Raw genomic sequence first — 16,274 nt, forward strand, 5'->3', positions numbered from 1 at the left:
TCTATAAACTTATATTAATGAATACAAATAAAAAGATTGATGTGAATACCACATCAATCCTTATTATTATTGTTGCTTCTCATATACATGATAATAGTACGTATACGGATTCTTTTCATCCGTTAAACCTTTTTCAACAAAAACTTCTTTCCAATTTGTCATATCCATTTCTGGGAAGAATGTATCTCCTTCAAATGCATGATGGATTTTTGTTATATATAACTTGTCTACGTAAGGTAAAAAGAGGTCATAAATTTGCGCTCCACCAAAAATAAAAATCTCCTCTTCATTTTTGCATAATTCAAACACTTCTTCTACAGAATGTGCTACTTCACAACCTTCAACATGATACCCTTCATTACGAGTTACAATAATATTACGTCTTCCAGGCAGTGGTCTACCAATCGCTTCGTAGTTCTTTCTGCCCATAATAAGTGAATGGCCCATCGTTGTTTTCTTTACATACTGCAATTCACTTGGTAAACGCCAAGGTAAATTATTATCTTTGCCAATTACTCTATTCTCGTCCATTGCGACCATAAATGAAACAATCATTTTTTCATCTCCTCTACAATTATACTGCAACCGGTGCTTTAATTGCTGGGTGTGGATCATATCCTTCAATCGTTAAATCTTCCATTTCAAAATCAAACACAGATTTCACATCTGGATTTAATGTAAGTTTCGGGAATGGACGTGGTTCACGTGCCAATTGCTTTTCTACTTGTTCAAAATGATTCGTATAAATGTGTGCATCTCCAATTGTATGAACAAATTCTCCCACTTCAAGACCACATTCATGTGCAATTAAATGTGTTAGTAAAGAGTAACTTGCAATGTTAAATGGAATTCCAAGGAATATGTCACCACTTCTTTGATATAACTGACAAGAAAGTTTGCCGTCCGCTACATAAAACTGGAATAGCGTATGACAAGGTGGTAATGCCATACTTGGTACATCTTCAGGATTCCAGGCAGAAACAATTAGGCGACGGGAGTCTGGCGTTTTTTTAATCATTTCAATTACATCTTTTAATTGATCAAGCGTCTCACCAGCCGTCGTTTTCCAGGCACGCCACTGCTTTCCGTATACATCTCCTAAATAACCATATTTATTCGAGAAATCATCATTTTCTAAAACGTTCTTTTTAAACAATTCCATTTGCTCATCGTACTGCACTTTAAATTCCTCATCTTGTTGTGAGCGAAGACCGAAATCAGTCATATCGGGACCAGTATACTCATCGCTTTCTACCCAGCTCTTAAACGCCCATTCATTCCAAATATTATTATTATGCTGCAATAAATAACGAATATTTGTATCACCTTTCATAAACCAAAGCAGTTCACTTGCTACAAGGCGAAACGGCACTCTCTTTGTCGTTAATAAAGGAAAACCTTTACTTAGATCAAAACGCATTTGATATCCAAATACAGATACAGTGCCTGTCCCTGTACGATCTTCTTTCTTCGTACCATGCTCCATTACATGGCGGCATAAATTTAAGTATTCATATTCAGCATGTTTCATATGTAGTAAAACCTTCTTTCAATCTTATATGAAATTTATCATAACATGAAAAACAGTGAATTAAATAATCCTAATGAATAAAAAATATTTCTATATAAACAGAATTCTACTTCAATATATTTTTACAAAATGTAAATTTATAATCGCCTGACCCTAAATCCCTTCCAACGTCATATTCTACTTTCCAATTTGTTTCGTCTATCCGTAATGTAGCGCTTGTATTAGGTGGTACAGAAATATGTAAAAAGGCTTGTTCCTTTTCTACCCGCCACTCAATCTTAATTTCTCCATAAGCTGTCTCACGTTTTACTTTAACCCATTCTATATTCGAATCAAAATGTGGTTGTACATAAAAATGTTTATATGCAGGTTTTGTCTCATCCATTTCTAATCCAATAATATATCGGTATATCCATTCAACAATAGAGCCATATGCGTAATGATTATAAGAATTCATACTATCATTCCACAGTGTTCCATCCTCTTTCACGCCATCCCAATGTTCCCAAATCGTTGTGGCACCTTTTTTCACTTGGTATAGCCATGATGGATAATCTTCATAAAATAGAAGATTACAAGCAAGGTCATGCCGGTCAAACTTGCTTAATATTAAATTCAAATACGGTGTTCCTATAAAACCTGTTGTTAAATGATTTTTATTTTCTTTTAATAACTCAATTAAGCGATTAAATACTTTCGCCTTCACATCATCTTTCACTAGTTCAAAAAGAAGTACTAATATGTGGGCTGTTTGTGTATTTGAAATTAACCTACCATTTGGTGTAACGAATTCATTTTGAAATGCTTGAACAATATTCCCATGTAACTCTGCATAAAACTTAGCATCTGTATTTTCACCTAAAATTTCAGCAATCCTTCGTAAAAGTGATGTAGAATACGCATAATAAGCTGTCGCAATAAAATGCTTGTCTGTTCCGCCTTCATATACATCTGGTTTCGTATCTAATGCGAGCCAATCCCCTAAATGATAGCCTGTATCCCATAAATACTCGTTCTCACCTTGTGAACGTATGTAATCTATATACTTCTTCATGCTGTCATATTGTTCTTTTAAAATCGATACATCTCCGTAATGTAAATAATGAACCCACGGACATATAATTGCTGCATCGCCCCAACCACCAGAAGTATGTACATCAAAATCCGCTCTTTTCCCAAAAGCATCTGGAATGACTAAAGGCACAGCTCCATTAACATTTTGATCTAATGATAAATCTTGGAGCCACTTTTTAAAGAACAATTGTACATTCATAATTTGCGTAGCTGTCCCAATGAACATTTGTGCATCTCCGGTCCATCCAAGTCGATCATCTCGCTGCGGACAATCTGTTGGCACATCAAAAAAGTTCCCTCTTTGAGACCATTCCACATTATGATGAAGTTGATTGATTAATGGATTAGACGTTTCAAATTCAGTTGCTTTTTCCATATCCGTATGTAATACAATCCCTTCAAAATCTGCTATTTGAGGCGGCTGGGTTAATCCACTTATTTTCACATACCTAAAGCCTTGATATGTAAAATGAGGTTCAAACGTTTCCTCTTCTTCTCCTTTTGCTATATACACTATTTTTTGTTTTGCCTTTCGGAGATTTCCGGTGTAAAAACTACCGTCTTTATTCAAGATTTCAGCATGATGCAATTCTATCTTTTGGCCAATATAAACATGACGGACTGTAAATTGAACCCAACCTACCATATTTTGCCCCATATCAATGAGCCATTCGTGATTCGGTAGTTTTGAAATAGAAATCGGTTTAATAATTTTCATTTTACGAATCGCTTCGTTTTCTTGCGCAACAATTATTTGTTTGGAATGCTCAATTACTTCAACACCTTCTAGCCCTTGCCCACTTTCTTCTAGCCTAGCGTCGTAAACCTCCCCTTCATAAATTTCTGAATACAAAATTGGGCTTGGAGTTACCTTCCATGCTTCGTCTGTTACAATTTTTTCTTTCGTTCCATCTTCATACGTTATATGCACTTGAGCAATTATCATACGTCTTCTACCGTAATAATTACGTACATGATGCATGGTAAGTGGCCCCTTATACCAGCCATTACCTACCAGAACCGAAATAGTATTGTGCTCACCCTTTAATAAATGCGTTATATCATACGTTTGATACAGTACCCTCTTATCATAACTTGTCCATCCAGGGGTAAAATAACAATCTCCAATACGCTCTCCATTTATAGAAGCCTCGTATAATCCTAAACTTGTGATATATAAACGCGCTTTTTTAACTACTTTTTTAATAGTAAAATTTTTATTAAAGGACATAACTTGCGCTCGTTCTTTTTTCACAGCGATCCAGTTTCCACTCCAATTATCTTGCCCTTGTAACCCAGTCTCCCAAAATGCTACTTCTGACCAAGATGATTCTTCTCCGTAATTATCCCATACCTTTATCCGGTAAAAATAACGCGTTTCTGCTCTGTATGAAAATGAATTGATTGGTATATGTAAACTTTGATCTGTTTCTACTTTTTGCGAATCAAACATTATAATCTCAAAATCTCTATCCTTCGCAACCTGCAATTGATAAGCAAGTTGTTTTACATTTCGGTTACTCGACTCAAGTATCCAACTCATTTTAACAACTTTTGAATCTATACCAATCGGATTTTTTTTATTATCGCAAAGCAATTTCTTTATTGTTAGCATACTTCTTCACCATCTTTTCTAAATCTTAATTTAAATTAATTATAATAAAAATAAAATTCTAAATAAATAATAATTTCATTCATTCTTACAAAATTATTAACTTTCCACATTTAAAAAGGTTTTCATTTTCTATTACCGAAAGTATAGTGCGGTAGGGAAAAATTTATAGTTGGAGGTTAGATGTATGTCTAAAATTGAAACGCCTGTTATGAATTCTTTACAAACGACAGTTGAAAAAATGATGAAGGATTTAAATGTTCCTGGAGCTGCTGTGGCTGTTATAAAAGACGGTGAAGTCATTATTTCAGAAGGATTTGGCTATCGAAATCTAGAGACAAAAGACGAGGTTACACCGAGTACTCGATTTGCAATCGGTTCCTCAACGAAAGCTTTTGGCACACTTTCATTAAGTTTGTTAGCACAGCAAAAAAATTTTAATTGGGATACTCCTGTTCAGTCTTATATACCTAACTTCTCTTTATCTGAACTACTTGCTAGCTCACAAGTTACAGGACGAGATTTAGCTTCTCATCGTACTGGGGTAAGTCGTCATGATGCTCTTTGGTACAGCTCTTCCTTATCTCGAAAAGATCTCGTTGAAAAAATAAAACATTTACCACTTGATGCACCGTTCCGCACAGCATTTCTATATAACAACTTAATGTATGCGACAATTAGCTATATTGTAGAAAACATCACGAATCAAACGTGGGAACAATATGCTACAGAACATATTTTAGAACCTTTAAATATGAGGCATACAAACTTCTCTGTTACAGATTCACAAACTACAAATGATTATGCTTTACCTTACATCGAAAATGACGGTGAAATAAAAGAAGTTCCATTCCGCAACATCGATACGGTTGGCGCTGCTGGTTGTATCAATTCTACAATTGAAGATATGGCAAATTGGGTCCTTCTTCACTTAAAACAAGGAAAGTTTGGAGATCATGAATTAATTTCTCCAGAATTATTACAACAAATGTATACACCACACAATTCAATTCCAGATCAACCAGCTTTATCACTTCCTGAATCGCCATTAAATAGTTATGGGCTTGGTTGGTTTATTAGCGCTTATCGTGGTTATAAAATGATTCATCACGGTGGTAATATCGATGGATTTTCAGCGTTTGTTTCATTTATGCCAAATGAAAATGTAGGTCTTGTCATATTAACAAATGCTGGAGGTACATTACTTCCTATTTATCTAGCAAACCAAATTTACGACGAACTACTCGGATTAGAGTCTATCGACTGGCATAAACGTGCTGTAGAAGATAGTGAAAAAATGAAAGAAATGATGAAAGAAGCAACTGAATCCATTCCAGAACAAATTAAAGGGACTACACCTTCTCATAAATTAGAGGATTATACTGGTACTTTCGAACACCCTGCATACGGAACATTACAAGTATACAAACGAGATGATTCATTATTTGTACAATTTATGGAGATGGACATTCAATTAACGCATCATCATTACGACATCTTCTCTGCAAAAGTTGACTTATTCCGAATGAAAATGAGCTTATTATTCGCTTATGAAATGAGTGTGAGTGGTGAATTTCTATCCCTTCAGTTACATGTGCCAGCTACGCTAAGTACTCAGCCACTTGTTTTTAAGAAAGTTAAATGAATTTTTAATAGAGGGATGATAACACTTCCCTCTATTTTTCATTACAATCTCCATCCAAATAAAGGATAATACGGAAAGGATACAGAATTCTATTATTCAACTAATTAAATTACCAGGAGGAAAAGCCGTGTATACAGGAATTTTCAAAGAAATTGTTTCAATTACTCATCACGATTATTCAGGCTGTATAGATAAGAAAGGATGGGACGATCCTGCTACTTATTTACAAACAGTTGCGAAACTAGAGAAACTCGGAAAACTAACACCAATACAATTTACTGAAATTGTACGTGATTACTTACTAGACTTTAAAGATAATCATATGTTTTTCAAAATTCTCACTAACAATCAACCTCTTAACAGTGTTGGCTTCCAAGTGAAAAGGTACGAAGACCGCCTATATATTACATCCACTTCACAAGAAATAAGAGTGAAAAAAGGGCAGTCTATTCTGGCATTAGATAATATGAAAATTCCTGAGTTATTAATAAAATATAGTAAGTATTTAAATGCGAATACATATGAACGTGAAAAATGGGATTTTGTTTTATTACAATCATCAACTTGTACACTTATAGATGAAGACGGCGTAACCGAAACCATTACTTTACAACAGTATAAACAAAATGAATACACGCCTATTTATTCATTTAAACAGCATAATAAAGACACACTCTTACTTACTTTGACTGATTTTGCAAATACTGAAGCTATTAATAAATTATTAGACTCACACAAAAATGAGCTCAATTCTTTTCCGAACTTAATTATTGATGTGCGTTTGAATCGTGGTGGAAGTGATGATGCATTTTTCAAATTACTTCCTTACTTATTTGAAGACAAAGAGATCTCTCTTTTAGATTCTTCAGATACAATGCAATTGAATCATACAGAACGAAACTTTCATTTACGTATGAAAGACATCGAAATGGAAGATTATGATTCTTTAGACGAACTTTCCAAATTATTCACTGATATATTTATTCAAGATTTAAAAAGGAATTATAAAAAAGGATTCGTTACATTTGATACTTCTGAGTTACCAACAGAACTTCAATCATTAAAAATACACGGAAGCAAATCACCTAATAGAGTAGTTATATTAACAGATGTTACATGTGGAAGTTCTGGTGATTCTTTTGTAGAAGTTGCAAAAAAATCATTGAAAGTAAAAATAATAGGTCGTCCTACTGCTGGTTTAAATGATTATTCTAATTTAGCGGTAATGGAATGGGCTGATACATTCGCTCTTTACTATCCTACTTCACGGCTTTCCATTATAGATAAAGGCGAAGGAATGTCCGGAATTGGTATACAACCGCATATACATATCCCGTGGACTCCGGAACATATACAAGAAGATATAGATTTAAAATTAGCATTACAACTGCTTCAAAACGAAGAATGGTAAAAAAATAAAGGTAGATGTGAATCACACCTACCTTTTCTATTTCATATCAATCTTTTCTGGTTGAAACCAGATTGGCTTTAATAACTCAAAGTTTTTATGGTCCTCTAAAACGATAGTAAGACGTTCTAACGTATCATCTAACATATGTGGTGCTGCTCGTAATGACCAGACAACTGATGAGAATACTGTCATGCCAACGTACACCGCATATAATTTCCAGAACTCCTCTGGTATGCTCCCACTAAAGTATCCTTCTATTTGTCCAATTGAATACGGAATACTAATGTCCCTTGCAAACAGTGCAATTTTTACGAAATCATGAAGTGGATCGCCCCAGTCATAGCCATTAAAATCAACAACACCTACATATTTCCCATCTCGCACAATTATATTTTCTAAATGAAAATCATCATGTTGAAATCGATTTGGGCGGTTCTTTAAATATATTTCATTTTCATCTATAAACTTTATGATTTTATCATCATTTTTTATTTTTATTCCACATGTTTTATATGCCTCTACATATTTTTGATGTTTTTTCATTGCTCTTTCATACCATGGTAGAATATCATCAGGAGCTTCATATGTATGCATTTTTGCTAAATCTTTTCCTGCCTCTATACCAATCTCATATTGTTCTTTTGGTGAATACGTAGGCAATAGCTTCTTCGCATCTTCCCCTTCTAAATATGAAAAAATCCCATAACATAAACCTTCTTCTGCCAACAAATCCATTTCAATTGGCTTTTGCGCTTGCACACTACGGTTTTGCATTTCATTTAAAATTTGAAACTCTATTTTCTTTCTTTCATACTCTTTTATATCGCCTGTCCGCAATAAATATTTTTCTTTATTCGCATTCGTAATTACATATTTCTTATCAGGAGAGAAACCTTTAGAAATTTCTTCAATATTTGCTGCATCTTTTATTATTTGTATATTGTTTTGCCATGCTGTAACTGTTTTCATTTTTATTCCCCTTACATTTCTACATTTGGTGTATACGCTACTTCTCTATTAACAGCTTGTTATTTAGGCCCTAACGTTCTTACGATTTCTTCGTCTACTTCTTTAAAGTATATTTCGCTTTCTCCTGAACTATAAGATACTTCCTTTAACTTTCCCCATCCAATTATGGAAAATAAAATATCGTAAAAAGAAATGGATTCCTCTAAATTTGCTACTCAAAATTCAATATGATCAATACCTGCTCGAAGTGTATGCATATTAAGAATACGCCCCTTGCACTACTTGCACAATTTCCATCGGTGTATTGACCATATAATCCGGTGCATCTTTTTTCACTGTTTCAATAACATCATATCCCCAAGATACCCAAATTACATTCACCCCAGCTTTTTTACATGCTGCTACGTCTCGCTGTTCGTCACCAACATATAACATATCTTTCTCTGTTATCTTTTTAGATTTTAAAAACCGTTTTATCATTTTATCTTTCCCGAACAAATTTTTTGAACAATACACTTCTTGAATATTTTCTATATCATTATTGTGTAAAAATGCTCGAATATGCTCTTCCGAGTTCGATGATATGACTGCGATTCCGTAGCCTTTCTTATGTAGTTCATCTAATACATCCTTCATCCCATGGAACAAAATGAGATCTTTTATAGCAGGTTGATACAATTTATAAAACTCCAATGCTAATATAGGTAGTTTATACAGTGGTACATCGAGTTGTTTACATCTCTCCGGCATCGTTAATTTACGTAAATACTCAATTTCTTCTTCTCTTACGGTTTTATATCCATGCTTTTCAGCAAGTTGATTATAAATTGGTACAAATATATTTTGTGAATCTACTAATGTGCCATCAAAGTCAAAAACAATATATTTTTGCATTCCCATTCTCCCTTTGCTTCTTTTTTCTAAACCTATCTTATTCAACAACATAGTTGTCTTACCCTTCTATAAGCATAAAAAAGAACAAGATTTTCTCTTGTTCTTTTTAAGAAAGCCATTTCGGCGGTACATTCGTATTCCAATAAATATTTCCTAGCTCATGGTGTCCTGAGTACCCATCATCAAATCGATGATAGTGGAAATTAAAATAGTAACCATCTTGCGGTGGATGATCTCGTCTTACATGAAATCGTAATAAATCATTTCCTGATTTCGTGTCATAAACGTGAAAAATCTTTTCGTTATTTCCACCAGCTGGTCTTTGAGAAATCGCTAATGATTGCAGCGAATCTTCTGGTACATCATTGGCAAGCTCAGCAATTGCCTCTTCAATTTTCGGTAATATTACATCTTTAAACTCATCTTCGATTACTGGACCAATTTTAGTTCCAAACTTTTGCATCGACTGCTTCTCTGCTTCTAGCATTGCATAAGTAATAAAAGTATCGGTGGTTAACCTGTCATTCGTTTCTTCATATGTATAGGACGTACTCTCCAAATTTTGTTGCCCAGCTGTACTCGTAGGCTTGTCCGCAGCTTTGGCATTATCAAGCAATATGGAAGGAGGCGTCACTAAACCAAATGTAAATACGGTAATTAATGCGACTAAGGTTTTTCTAAACCAATTTGGCATCTATGTTCCCTCCCTTTCACTCATTATATTTTATATAACGATTGTTTCTTCTATTATACAAAATGATTGTAATTTTTGCACTTTACAATTTTGTTAACGTTCACATATTTTTCACTTGAATATGAAATTGTAAGGTTTCATACAATAAAAATACAACAACAATGAGGAGGCAACCAGATGACTTTAGATGTCTTGTATTCCGCCGCAAGTATACTCGTTTTAGTATATTTTATTTATCAATGTGTGACAGATTAGAAAAAGAGCCGTCATTGGCTCTTTTTTAATGGTAAAAATACAATCCACACAATTAATAAAATAAAAACAACGCCGCTGACCACAGCTGCTAATAAATAAAAATGAGAAAGTATAACTATTCCATACAAAAGTATTACTGGAAGCAATAAATAGCGATTTGCCTTCCATCTTAACAGTAGTAATTTTCCTTCAGCACAATATAAATGAAGAAACATTTTTTTCGTAAATTCATTCCAATAATCACGTGCATAGCGAGAAATTGCAACTAAAGCAAATACAAGAATAATAGCTGCAATCCACCTTGGACTCATAATAATACTTACAGTGCTTATACATACAATTTGAATATAAAATATTCGCGCACTACTTGTACGGAAAAATTCTTTTAAAAAGGATTCAACAATACGAGAATCAGTTTTCTTCCCTAAAAACTTTTTAGAACGAGGAAACATCCACGGTTTTTTATTCGAACTACTCGGTTTCGACGCATGACCACCAACTTGCATAATCCCACTCGTCCAGCGCATACTTTCTTCTTTCTCTTTCTCAACTTCTTTAAAAAAGCAATTTTTATAGTTTAGTTTTTCTTTTATCAATACGAGAATTAGAAAAGCTGCTAGTCCAATACATAGTATAGAATAGAATGGATTTTTATAAATAAGAAACAGGCTCAATCCAAAAAAGGATAGACTTATAGAAAATATTACATTTTTTATTATCCATAGTAGCCAGCGTTTCCCCACACGTACATGAATAAATCTCGTTAATAACGACATCATAAATCGAAATGCAGTAAAGAATAGCCAAAATAATACGATTTGTACCTTCGTCACTCCAATACTTTTCATCAACACTGGTAACATAGAAACTACTACCACTGCATTCGTTATCGCTATTCGAATAAACGTATATGTCATACCATACTGGATTAACTTTTGCATGTGAGCGGGATACGAAATTAAAAATAAACTATCCGCTTGTTCAAAAAATGAACGAACTCCTCTCGAATATGTAATCATATAAAATGCGAATAGACCTAACCCGAAATAAACTGTCTCTCCCATCGATAATTCTTCTATCCATAGCGAGCGATAATAAATCCCCATAAATATAAGTGCTGGAATTATAATATATAGCGCAACTGTCCAGTCAGTTATAGAACGTATGGACTTCCATTTACGTCTCAGTTCATGACGCAATCTTTTATAAAATTGTTGTTTAATCATGCTGTTCACGCCTTACGATTACATCAAAACAGTCTAATAGTGAACTCCCTGGCATTTCCGCTAACGTTTGGATAGATTCTAAATGTCCATCTGCGACTAATGTACCCTGTGAAATGAGTAAAAATCTCTCACAAATTCTTTCAGCTGTATCTAATACGTGCGTACAAAGTAAAATTCCTGCCCCACGTTCTTTCTCTTTATATAAATAACTTAAAAACTCTTTCGTAGCTACTGGATCTAAGCCGATAAAAGGTTCATCAATGATATAAAAATCTGGTTCAGTTAAAAACGCCAAAATGAGCATCGATTTTTGTTTCATTCCTTTTGAAAACTTTGATAAATACTCATGTTTATGTTTATCCATTCGAAACATATGTAATAATTCTTCCGCTTTCCTTTCCCAGCTTCCTATCTCATTCTCACGAGCAGCCATTAATAGTTCAATATGTTCCCAAAGCGTTAAATAATCATAATATGTCGGATGCTCCGGCACATATGCATATGGGTTCTTTTTTTCACCGAATGATATTTCACCATTCATATTTACAAGTAAACCGAGCATCGTTTTAATCGTCGTACTTTTCCCGGCACCATTTGCACCAATAAGAGCAACTAATTCACCTTTTCCAATAGAAAAAGCGATATCATAAATTGTTTTTTCTCCTATTTCATATCCAGCAGAGCAGATATTTACTTCTAACATACATTCCCCTTCTTTCCATTCCCAATACAAACAAGGAAAAGAATAACATATAACTATCTATATATCATTATAAAATATTTATTTTCATAGCAGGAATAAATATTTTTTAACAGAATACTTAATGTTTGATTACATTTTATTGGAGTGGATAATATGTCTTTTCAAATTCGTGAAGCTACGATAGACGATATAGATGCACTTTGTTCTTTAACCACAGAATTAAAAGGTTCCTCTATTTCTTATGAAGATATGAACAACCGGTTGCAATTCGTACAAATGAGTCCTTTTGATTTTTTATATGTTTATGAGGAAGAAGAAACTATATGTGGATTACTTGGGTTTCGTATACGTGAAAATTTAGAAGATGTAACTCGGTATGGAGAAATTTCAATTATTAGCGTTGATTCTACAATACGACGAAAAGGCATTGGACAAGTATTAATGGATTATGCAGAGCAATTAGCAAAGAAGCATAATTGCATTGGCACATGGCTAGTTAGTGGAACAAAAAGAGTAGAAGCTCATCCTTTTTACAAAAAATTAGGATATGAAGTAAATGGTTATCGATTTGTAAAACATTTTTAAACTACTTTTTAATTGAAAGGACTATAAATATGACAAACATTAAAGCAATTTTCATTGATCGTGACGGTACAATTGGCGGCGACACTACTATACATTATCCAGGAGCATTTACATTATTTCCTTTTACAAAAACATCCTTACAAAAACTAAAAGCTAATAATATAAAAATTTTCTCTTTCACAAATCAACCAGGTATTGCGGATGGAATAGCGACTATAGCCGATTTTTCACAAGAATTAGAAGGCTTCGGTTTTGATGATATTTACGTATGTCCTCATAAACATGGTGATGGTTGTGAATGCCGGAAACCAAGTACAGGTATGCTTCTGCAAGCAGCGGAAAAACATGGACTTGATTTAACACAATGTGCTGTAGTTGGTGATCGCTGGACTGATATCGTTGCAGGAGCAAAAGTAAACGCGACAACGATTTTAGTACGAACAGGCGCTGGATATGATGCTTTACATACACACCGAGACAAATGGGCTCATATTGAACCAAACTACATTGCAGAGAACTTTGAAGATGCCACAAATTGGGTTCTAAAACAACTATAATACAAATTAAAAAAGACGTTTTCACAATGAAAAAGTCTTTTTTAATCTTATATTTTTTTAAAATGTTAATTCATAATGGAAATAACGATTATCTCTCAAATAACCATTTTCAGCATATAATCGCTGTGCTGATAAATTATCAATCTCTGTTTGTAATTTTACACCTTTTGCACCATTTTCTAATGCAAATTCTTTAGCAGCTTCTAATAATTTTTTACCTGTTCCTGCTCCGCGCTTAGTTGCTTGTACAAATAAATCATTTAAAATCCATAATTCTTTCATCGAAATGGAAGAAAATGATGGATATAATTGTGTGAATCCAATATATTCACCGTCTTCAACTGCCACAAAAATAACGGATTCTTTTCTCTCAATTCGATTTCGTAAAAATACTTTTGCTCCTTCTATATCGGAATCTTGTCTATAAAACATACGATAGTTATTAAAAACTGATGCTAGTCCATCTAAATCTGCAATTGTTGCCTCATATATTCTCATTTTACTCCATTCCCCTTCCAATACTGTCTCATTATATCTGTTGCCCATTTAGGCTGTAGAATTGCTTCTTTCGGCATAAACTCTTTCATTATCGGCTTTATATCCAATATAGGTGTGCCATCAATGGCATCTAACCCCTCAACAATAATTGATTTTCCTTCTCTTTTGATTACCTTTACAATTGTTGCTCCTATGCGATTCGGACGATTTTTCCCGCGTTGTGCAAAAATGCCTACTTTAGGATAATCATTATTATTTCTAGGATGTCTAGCAAAATATTGAATTTGTTCATCAGTTACTTTATGAAAATAAAAAACAACTTCAATATGAGAAAAATCTTCAATCCCTTGTATACTTTCCTCTGTATACATTTCAGTTAAAGTAATATAGGATCTTACTTCTCCCCACTCATCATCTTTTATTTCCTTTCTTTCATTATGTACAAATGCGATTGGCTGAACTGAAAACATACGCATTCCCCCTTAAATGTAACCACTTACATTATAAAATATTTTCAGAATGTTTTCCACAAACATGAATTAGGTTACATAATATAATTATATTCTATTTCGTAAAGCGAAATTAACTGCTTCAACTGCATGTATATGAGTTGTGTCAAATATCGGAATGCATACGTCTTCCTGCTTTATTAATAATCCTATTTCTGTACAGCCTAATATAATTCCTTGTGCCCCTTGTTGTACTAACTCTTCTACAACTCTTTTATAATACTCTCTAGATTGAGATGTTATCTTTCCTAAACATAATTCTGTATATATTACTTCATTTATCTTATCTCTAGCTTTTTCTGATGGAACCATTACTTTTATATGATTCTCTTCTATGCGTAATTTATAAAAGTCTTGCTCCATTGTATATTTAGTTCCAAGTAAACCAACCTTTTGAATATCTTTCCTTTTAATTTCTTTCGCAGTTGCATCAGCGATATGTAAGACTGGAATATGAATATTTTCCTTTATTTTCTCAACTACTTTGTGCATTGTATTTGTGCAAATAATTATAAACTCTGCTCCCCCACTCTGTAACGAATATGCTGCATTCCCTAATACTTCTCCTGCTCCATTCCAATCTCCGCTAGACTGGAATCGTTCAATCTCTTCAAAGTCCACACTATAAATCATACATTTTGCTGAATGTAACCCCCCTAATCTCTCTTTTATTTCTTCATTTATGATTCGATAATATTCAGTAGTTGATTCCCAACTCATACCACCAATTAAACCTATTGTTTTCATTAAAACCAACACCTACCTTACACTATTTTTTAAGTGAATCACAACATTTTATTATGTATATTATACACAATAAAACAAGACTTTACGTTTGAAATATAAAGTCTTGTTTTAACTATTTCCAAGGAAATTTTATAAGAATATTCTGAAATTAACCTTCAAATGTTTTTATTGAATCTTCATATTGATAATGAAAACATTCTCGATACAACTGTTTAATTTCATCATATGATGGTACACGTGGATTATTTGCTGGACTTCCACTTTCAATTGCATCTGATGCCATTTTAGAAATAGCTGTTTCAAATTCAATTTCCCCAATTCCGTATTCTTTTAAATTTGGAATACGAAGATCAGAACAAAGTTTTTTGATTTCATCCAGCGTGTAGTCAGCTGCTTCTTCATCAGAATTCGAATATAAATCTTTATTTAAACTACGTCCAATTTTTGCTAATCTTTTCACCGCTCTTTCTTTCGTAAACTCCAACACTGTAGGTAATAGTATTGCATTCGATATACCATGTGGTACATGAAATAACGCTCCTACTGGCCTAGACATTCCATGAACGAGCGTAACAGATGCATTTGAAAATGCTATTCCAGCTTGTAAGGACGCAATCATCATCGCCTCTCTTGCCTCCATATTCTCTCCATCTTCATATGCAATACGTAAATATTTCATAATACTTTCAATAGCGGAAAGAGCAAGTACATCTGTAAGTGATTGTGAAACTTTAGAAATATATGCTTCGACCGCATGACATAATGCATCTATCCCTGTTGCAGCCGTAATATGAGGTGGTACAGAACGTGTTAAAATTGGGTCAATAATTGCTACTTGTGGGGTAAAACTTGGATGCTTCATCATCATTTTTACATCTGTTCGCTTATTCGTAATTACTGCTACACTTGTTACTTCCGATCCAGTACCAGAAGTTGTCGGGATTGCAATTAGTGGTAGCGGATCATTGTCTATTTCCATATCCTTTTGGACATAATCTTCCACTTCTCCACCATTTGTATATAACACGGCAACTGCTTTTGCGGCATCAATACAACTTCCACCACCAATACCGATAATAAAATCACACTTTCCTTCTTTACAAATTGATAACGCTTCTAACACGTGCATATTGGTAGGCTCAGCATTTACTTTATTATATGTAATAACAGTAATACCTTTCGTATTTAATTGTTGTATACACCTCTCAACATATCCTAAATTCTCCATAATTGTATCAGTAACTATAAACGCTCTTTTTCCCAGCTTCTTGGATTGTTCCCCCAATTTTTCAAGCGAATTTCTCCCATATAACACAGACTTCGGCATACGAAACTCAGCAACTTCTTGCAAGTACTCCACCCCT

16 protein-coding genes and 1 pseudogene are annotated in these 16,274 nt (G+C 33.7%); 4 read left to right on the plus strand and 13 right to left on the minus strand.

The annotated features are described in order from the left end of the window. Positions 1-66: 66 nt before the first annotated feature. The 3 genes from KVT31_RS05505 to KVT31_RS05515 form a co-directional block, all read right to left on the minus strand. Positions 67-555 (minus strand): dihydrofolate reductase, encoded by a 489-nt coding sequence (locus tag KVT31_RS05505; protein WP_000637214.1) that lies wholly within the window; start codon positions 553-555, stop codon positions 67-69. Positions 556-574: 19 nt separating this feature from the next. Further along, complete coding sequence (locus tag KVT31_RS05510; RefSeq protein WP_088096281.1) at positions 575-1,531, minus strand: thymidylate synthase; 957 nt, start codon at positions 1,529-1,531, stop codon at positions 575-577. Between the two features lie 106 nt (positions 1,532-1,637). Then, a complete protein-coding gene (locus KVT31_RS05515) occupies positions 1,638-4,220 on the minus strand; it encodes an alpha-L-rhamnosidase (protein ID WP_088096280.1) in 2,583 nt (860 codons plus the stop codon). A 184-nt stretch (positions 4,221-4,404) separates the two neighbouring features. On the opposite strand from KVT31_RS05515, the gene KVT31_RS05520 reads away from it, so the two are divergent. After that, entirely contained in the window at positions 4,405-5,862 is a 1,458-nt protein-coding gene (locus tag KVT31_RS05520) for a serine hydrolase (protein WP_088096279.1), read from the plus strand. A gap of 127 nt (positions 5,863-5,989) precedes the next feature. After that, on the plus strand, positions 5,990-7,273 hold the full coding sequence (locus KVT31_RS05525) for a S41 family peptidase (protein WP_088096278.1): 1,284 nt from the start codon (positions 5,990-5,992) through the stop codon (positions 7,271-7,273). Positions 7,274-7,309: 36 nt separating this feature from the next. Here the strand turns inward: KVT31_RS05525 and KVT31_RS05530 are convergent, their stop codons facing one another. The 6 genes and pseudogenes from KVT31_RS05530 to KVT31_RS05555 all read right to left on the minus strand — a co-directional run bounded on the left by KVT31_RS05530 (position 7,310) and on the right by KVT31_RS05555 (position 12,014). Further along, positions 7,310-8,242 (minus strand): aminoglycoside phosphotransferase family protein, encoded by a 933-nt coding sequence (locus KVT31_RS05530; RefSeq protein ID WP_088096277.1) that lies wholly within the window; start codon positions 8,240-8,242, stop codon positions 7,310-7,312. A 62-nt stretch (positions 8,243-8,304) separates the two neighbouring features. After that, positions 8,305-8,499, minus strand: a pseudogene (locus KVT31_RS05535) (VOC family protein); the annotation flags it as partial. A 1-nt stretch (position 8,500) separates the two neighbouring features. Next, on the minus strand, positions 8,501-9,136 hold the full coding sequence (locus tag KVT31_RS05540) for an HAD family hydrolase (protein ID WP_001174998.1): 636 nt from the start codon (positions 9,134-9,136) through the stop codon (positions 8,501-8,503). Between the two features lie 106 nt (positions 9,137-9,242). After that, positions 9,243-9,830: a YpjP family protein gene (locus KVT31_RS05545; protein WP_001134411.1), complete on the minus strand. Its 588-nt coding sequence runs from the start codon at positions 9,828-9,830 to the stop codon at positions 9,243-9,245. Positions 9,831-10,096: 266 nt separating this feature from the next. Then, positions 10,097-11,311: an ABC transporter permease gene (locus KVT31_RS05550; protein WP_088096276.1), complete on the minus strand. Its 1,215-nt coding sequence runs from the start codon at positions 11,309-11,311 to the stop codon at positions 10,097-10,099. After that, positions 11,304-12,014 carry an ABC transporter ATP-binding protein gene (locus KVT31_RS05555; protein ID WP_088096275.1) on the minus strand — a complete coding sequence of 237 codons (711 nt, stop codon included), beginning with the start codon at positions 12,012-12,014 and terminating at the stop codon, positions 11,304-11,306. Before KVT31_RS05555 ends, KVT31_RS05550 begins: the two co-directional genes overlap by 8 nt. A gap of 153 nt (positions 12,015-12,167) precedes the next feature. Here KVT31_RS05555 and KVT31_RS05560 point away from each other — a divergent pair, with 153 nt between their 5' ends. Both KVT31_RS05560 and KVT31_RS05565 read left to right on the plus strand, forming a co-directional pair. Further along, positions 12,168-12,599, plus strand: a complete 432-nt coding sequence (locus KVT31_RS05560; protein ID WP_088096274.1) for a GNAT family N-acetyltransferase — start codon at positions 12,168-12,170, stop codon at positions 12,597-12,599. A 29-nt stretch (positions 12,600-12,628) separates the two neighbouring features. After that, complete coding sequence (locus tag KVT31_RS05565; RefSeq protein ID WP_088096273.1) at positions 12,629-13,156, plus strand: HAD-IIIA family hydrolase; 528 nt, start codon at positions 12,629-12,631, stop codon at positions 13,154-13,156. A 57-nt stretch (positions 13,157-13,213) separates the two neighbouring features. Here the strand turns inward: KVT31_RS05565 and KVT31_RS05570 are convergent, their stop codons facing one another. The 4 genes from KVT31_RS05570 to eutG form a co-directional block, all read right to left on the minus strand. Beyond that, positions 13,214-13,654 carry a GNAT family N-acetyltransferase gene (locus KVT31_RS05570; RefSeq protein WP_073518498.1) on the minus strand — a complete coding sequence of 147 codons (441 nt, stop codon included), beginning with the start codon at positions 13,652-13,654 and terminating at the stop codon, positions 13,214-13,216. After that, a complete protein-coding gene (locus KVT31_RS05575; RefSeq protein WP_088096272.1) occupies positions 13,651-14,124 on the minus strand; it encodes an SAM-dependent methyltransferase in 474 nt (157 codons plus the stop codon). Before KVT31_RS05575 ends, KVT31_RS05570 begins: the two co-directional genes overlap by 4 nt. Positions 14,125-14,211: 87 nt before the next feature. Continuing rightward, positions 14,212-14,910 (minus strand): aspartate/glutamate racemase family protein, encoded by a 699-nt coding sequence (locus KVT31_RS05580; RefSeq protein WP_088096271.1) that lies wholly within the window; start codon positions 14,908-14,910, stop codon positions 14,212-14,214. A gap of 148 nt (positions 14,911-15,058) precedes the next feature. Next, positions 15,059-16,261, minus strand: coding sequence for an alcohol dehydrogenase EutG (gene eutG / locus KVT31_RS05585; protein WP_088096270.1), 1,203 nt, complete (start codon positions 16,259-16,261; stop codon positions 15,059-15,061). Between the last annotated feature and the right edge of the window lie 13 nt (positions 16,262-16,274).

Source organism: Bacillus sp. GbtcB14, from assembly GCF_019091205.1.
In the GTDB taxonomy this organism is placed as follows: Bacteria; Bacillota; Bacilli; order Bacillales; family Bacillaceae_G; genus Bacillus_A; species Bacillus_A cereus_AG.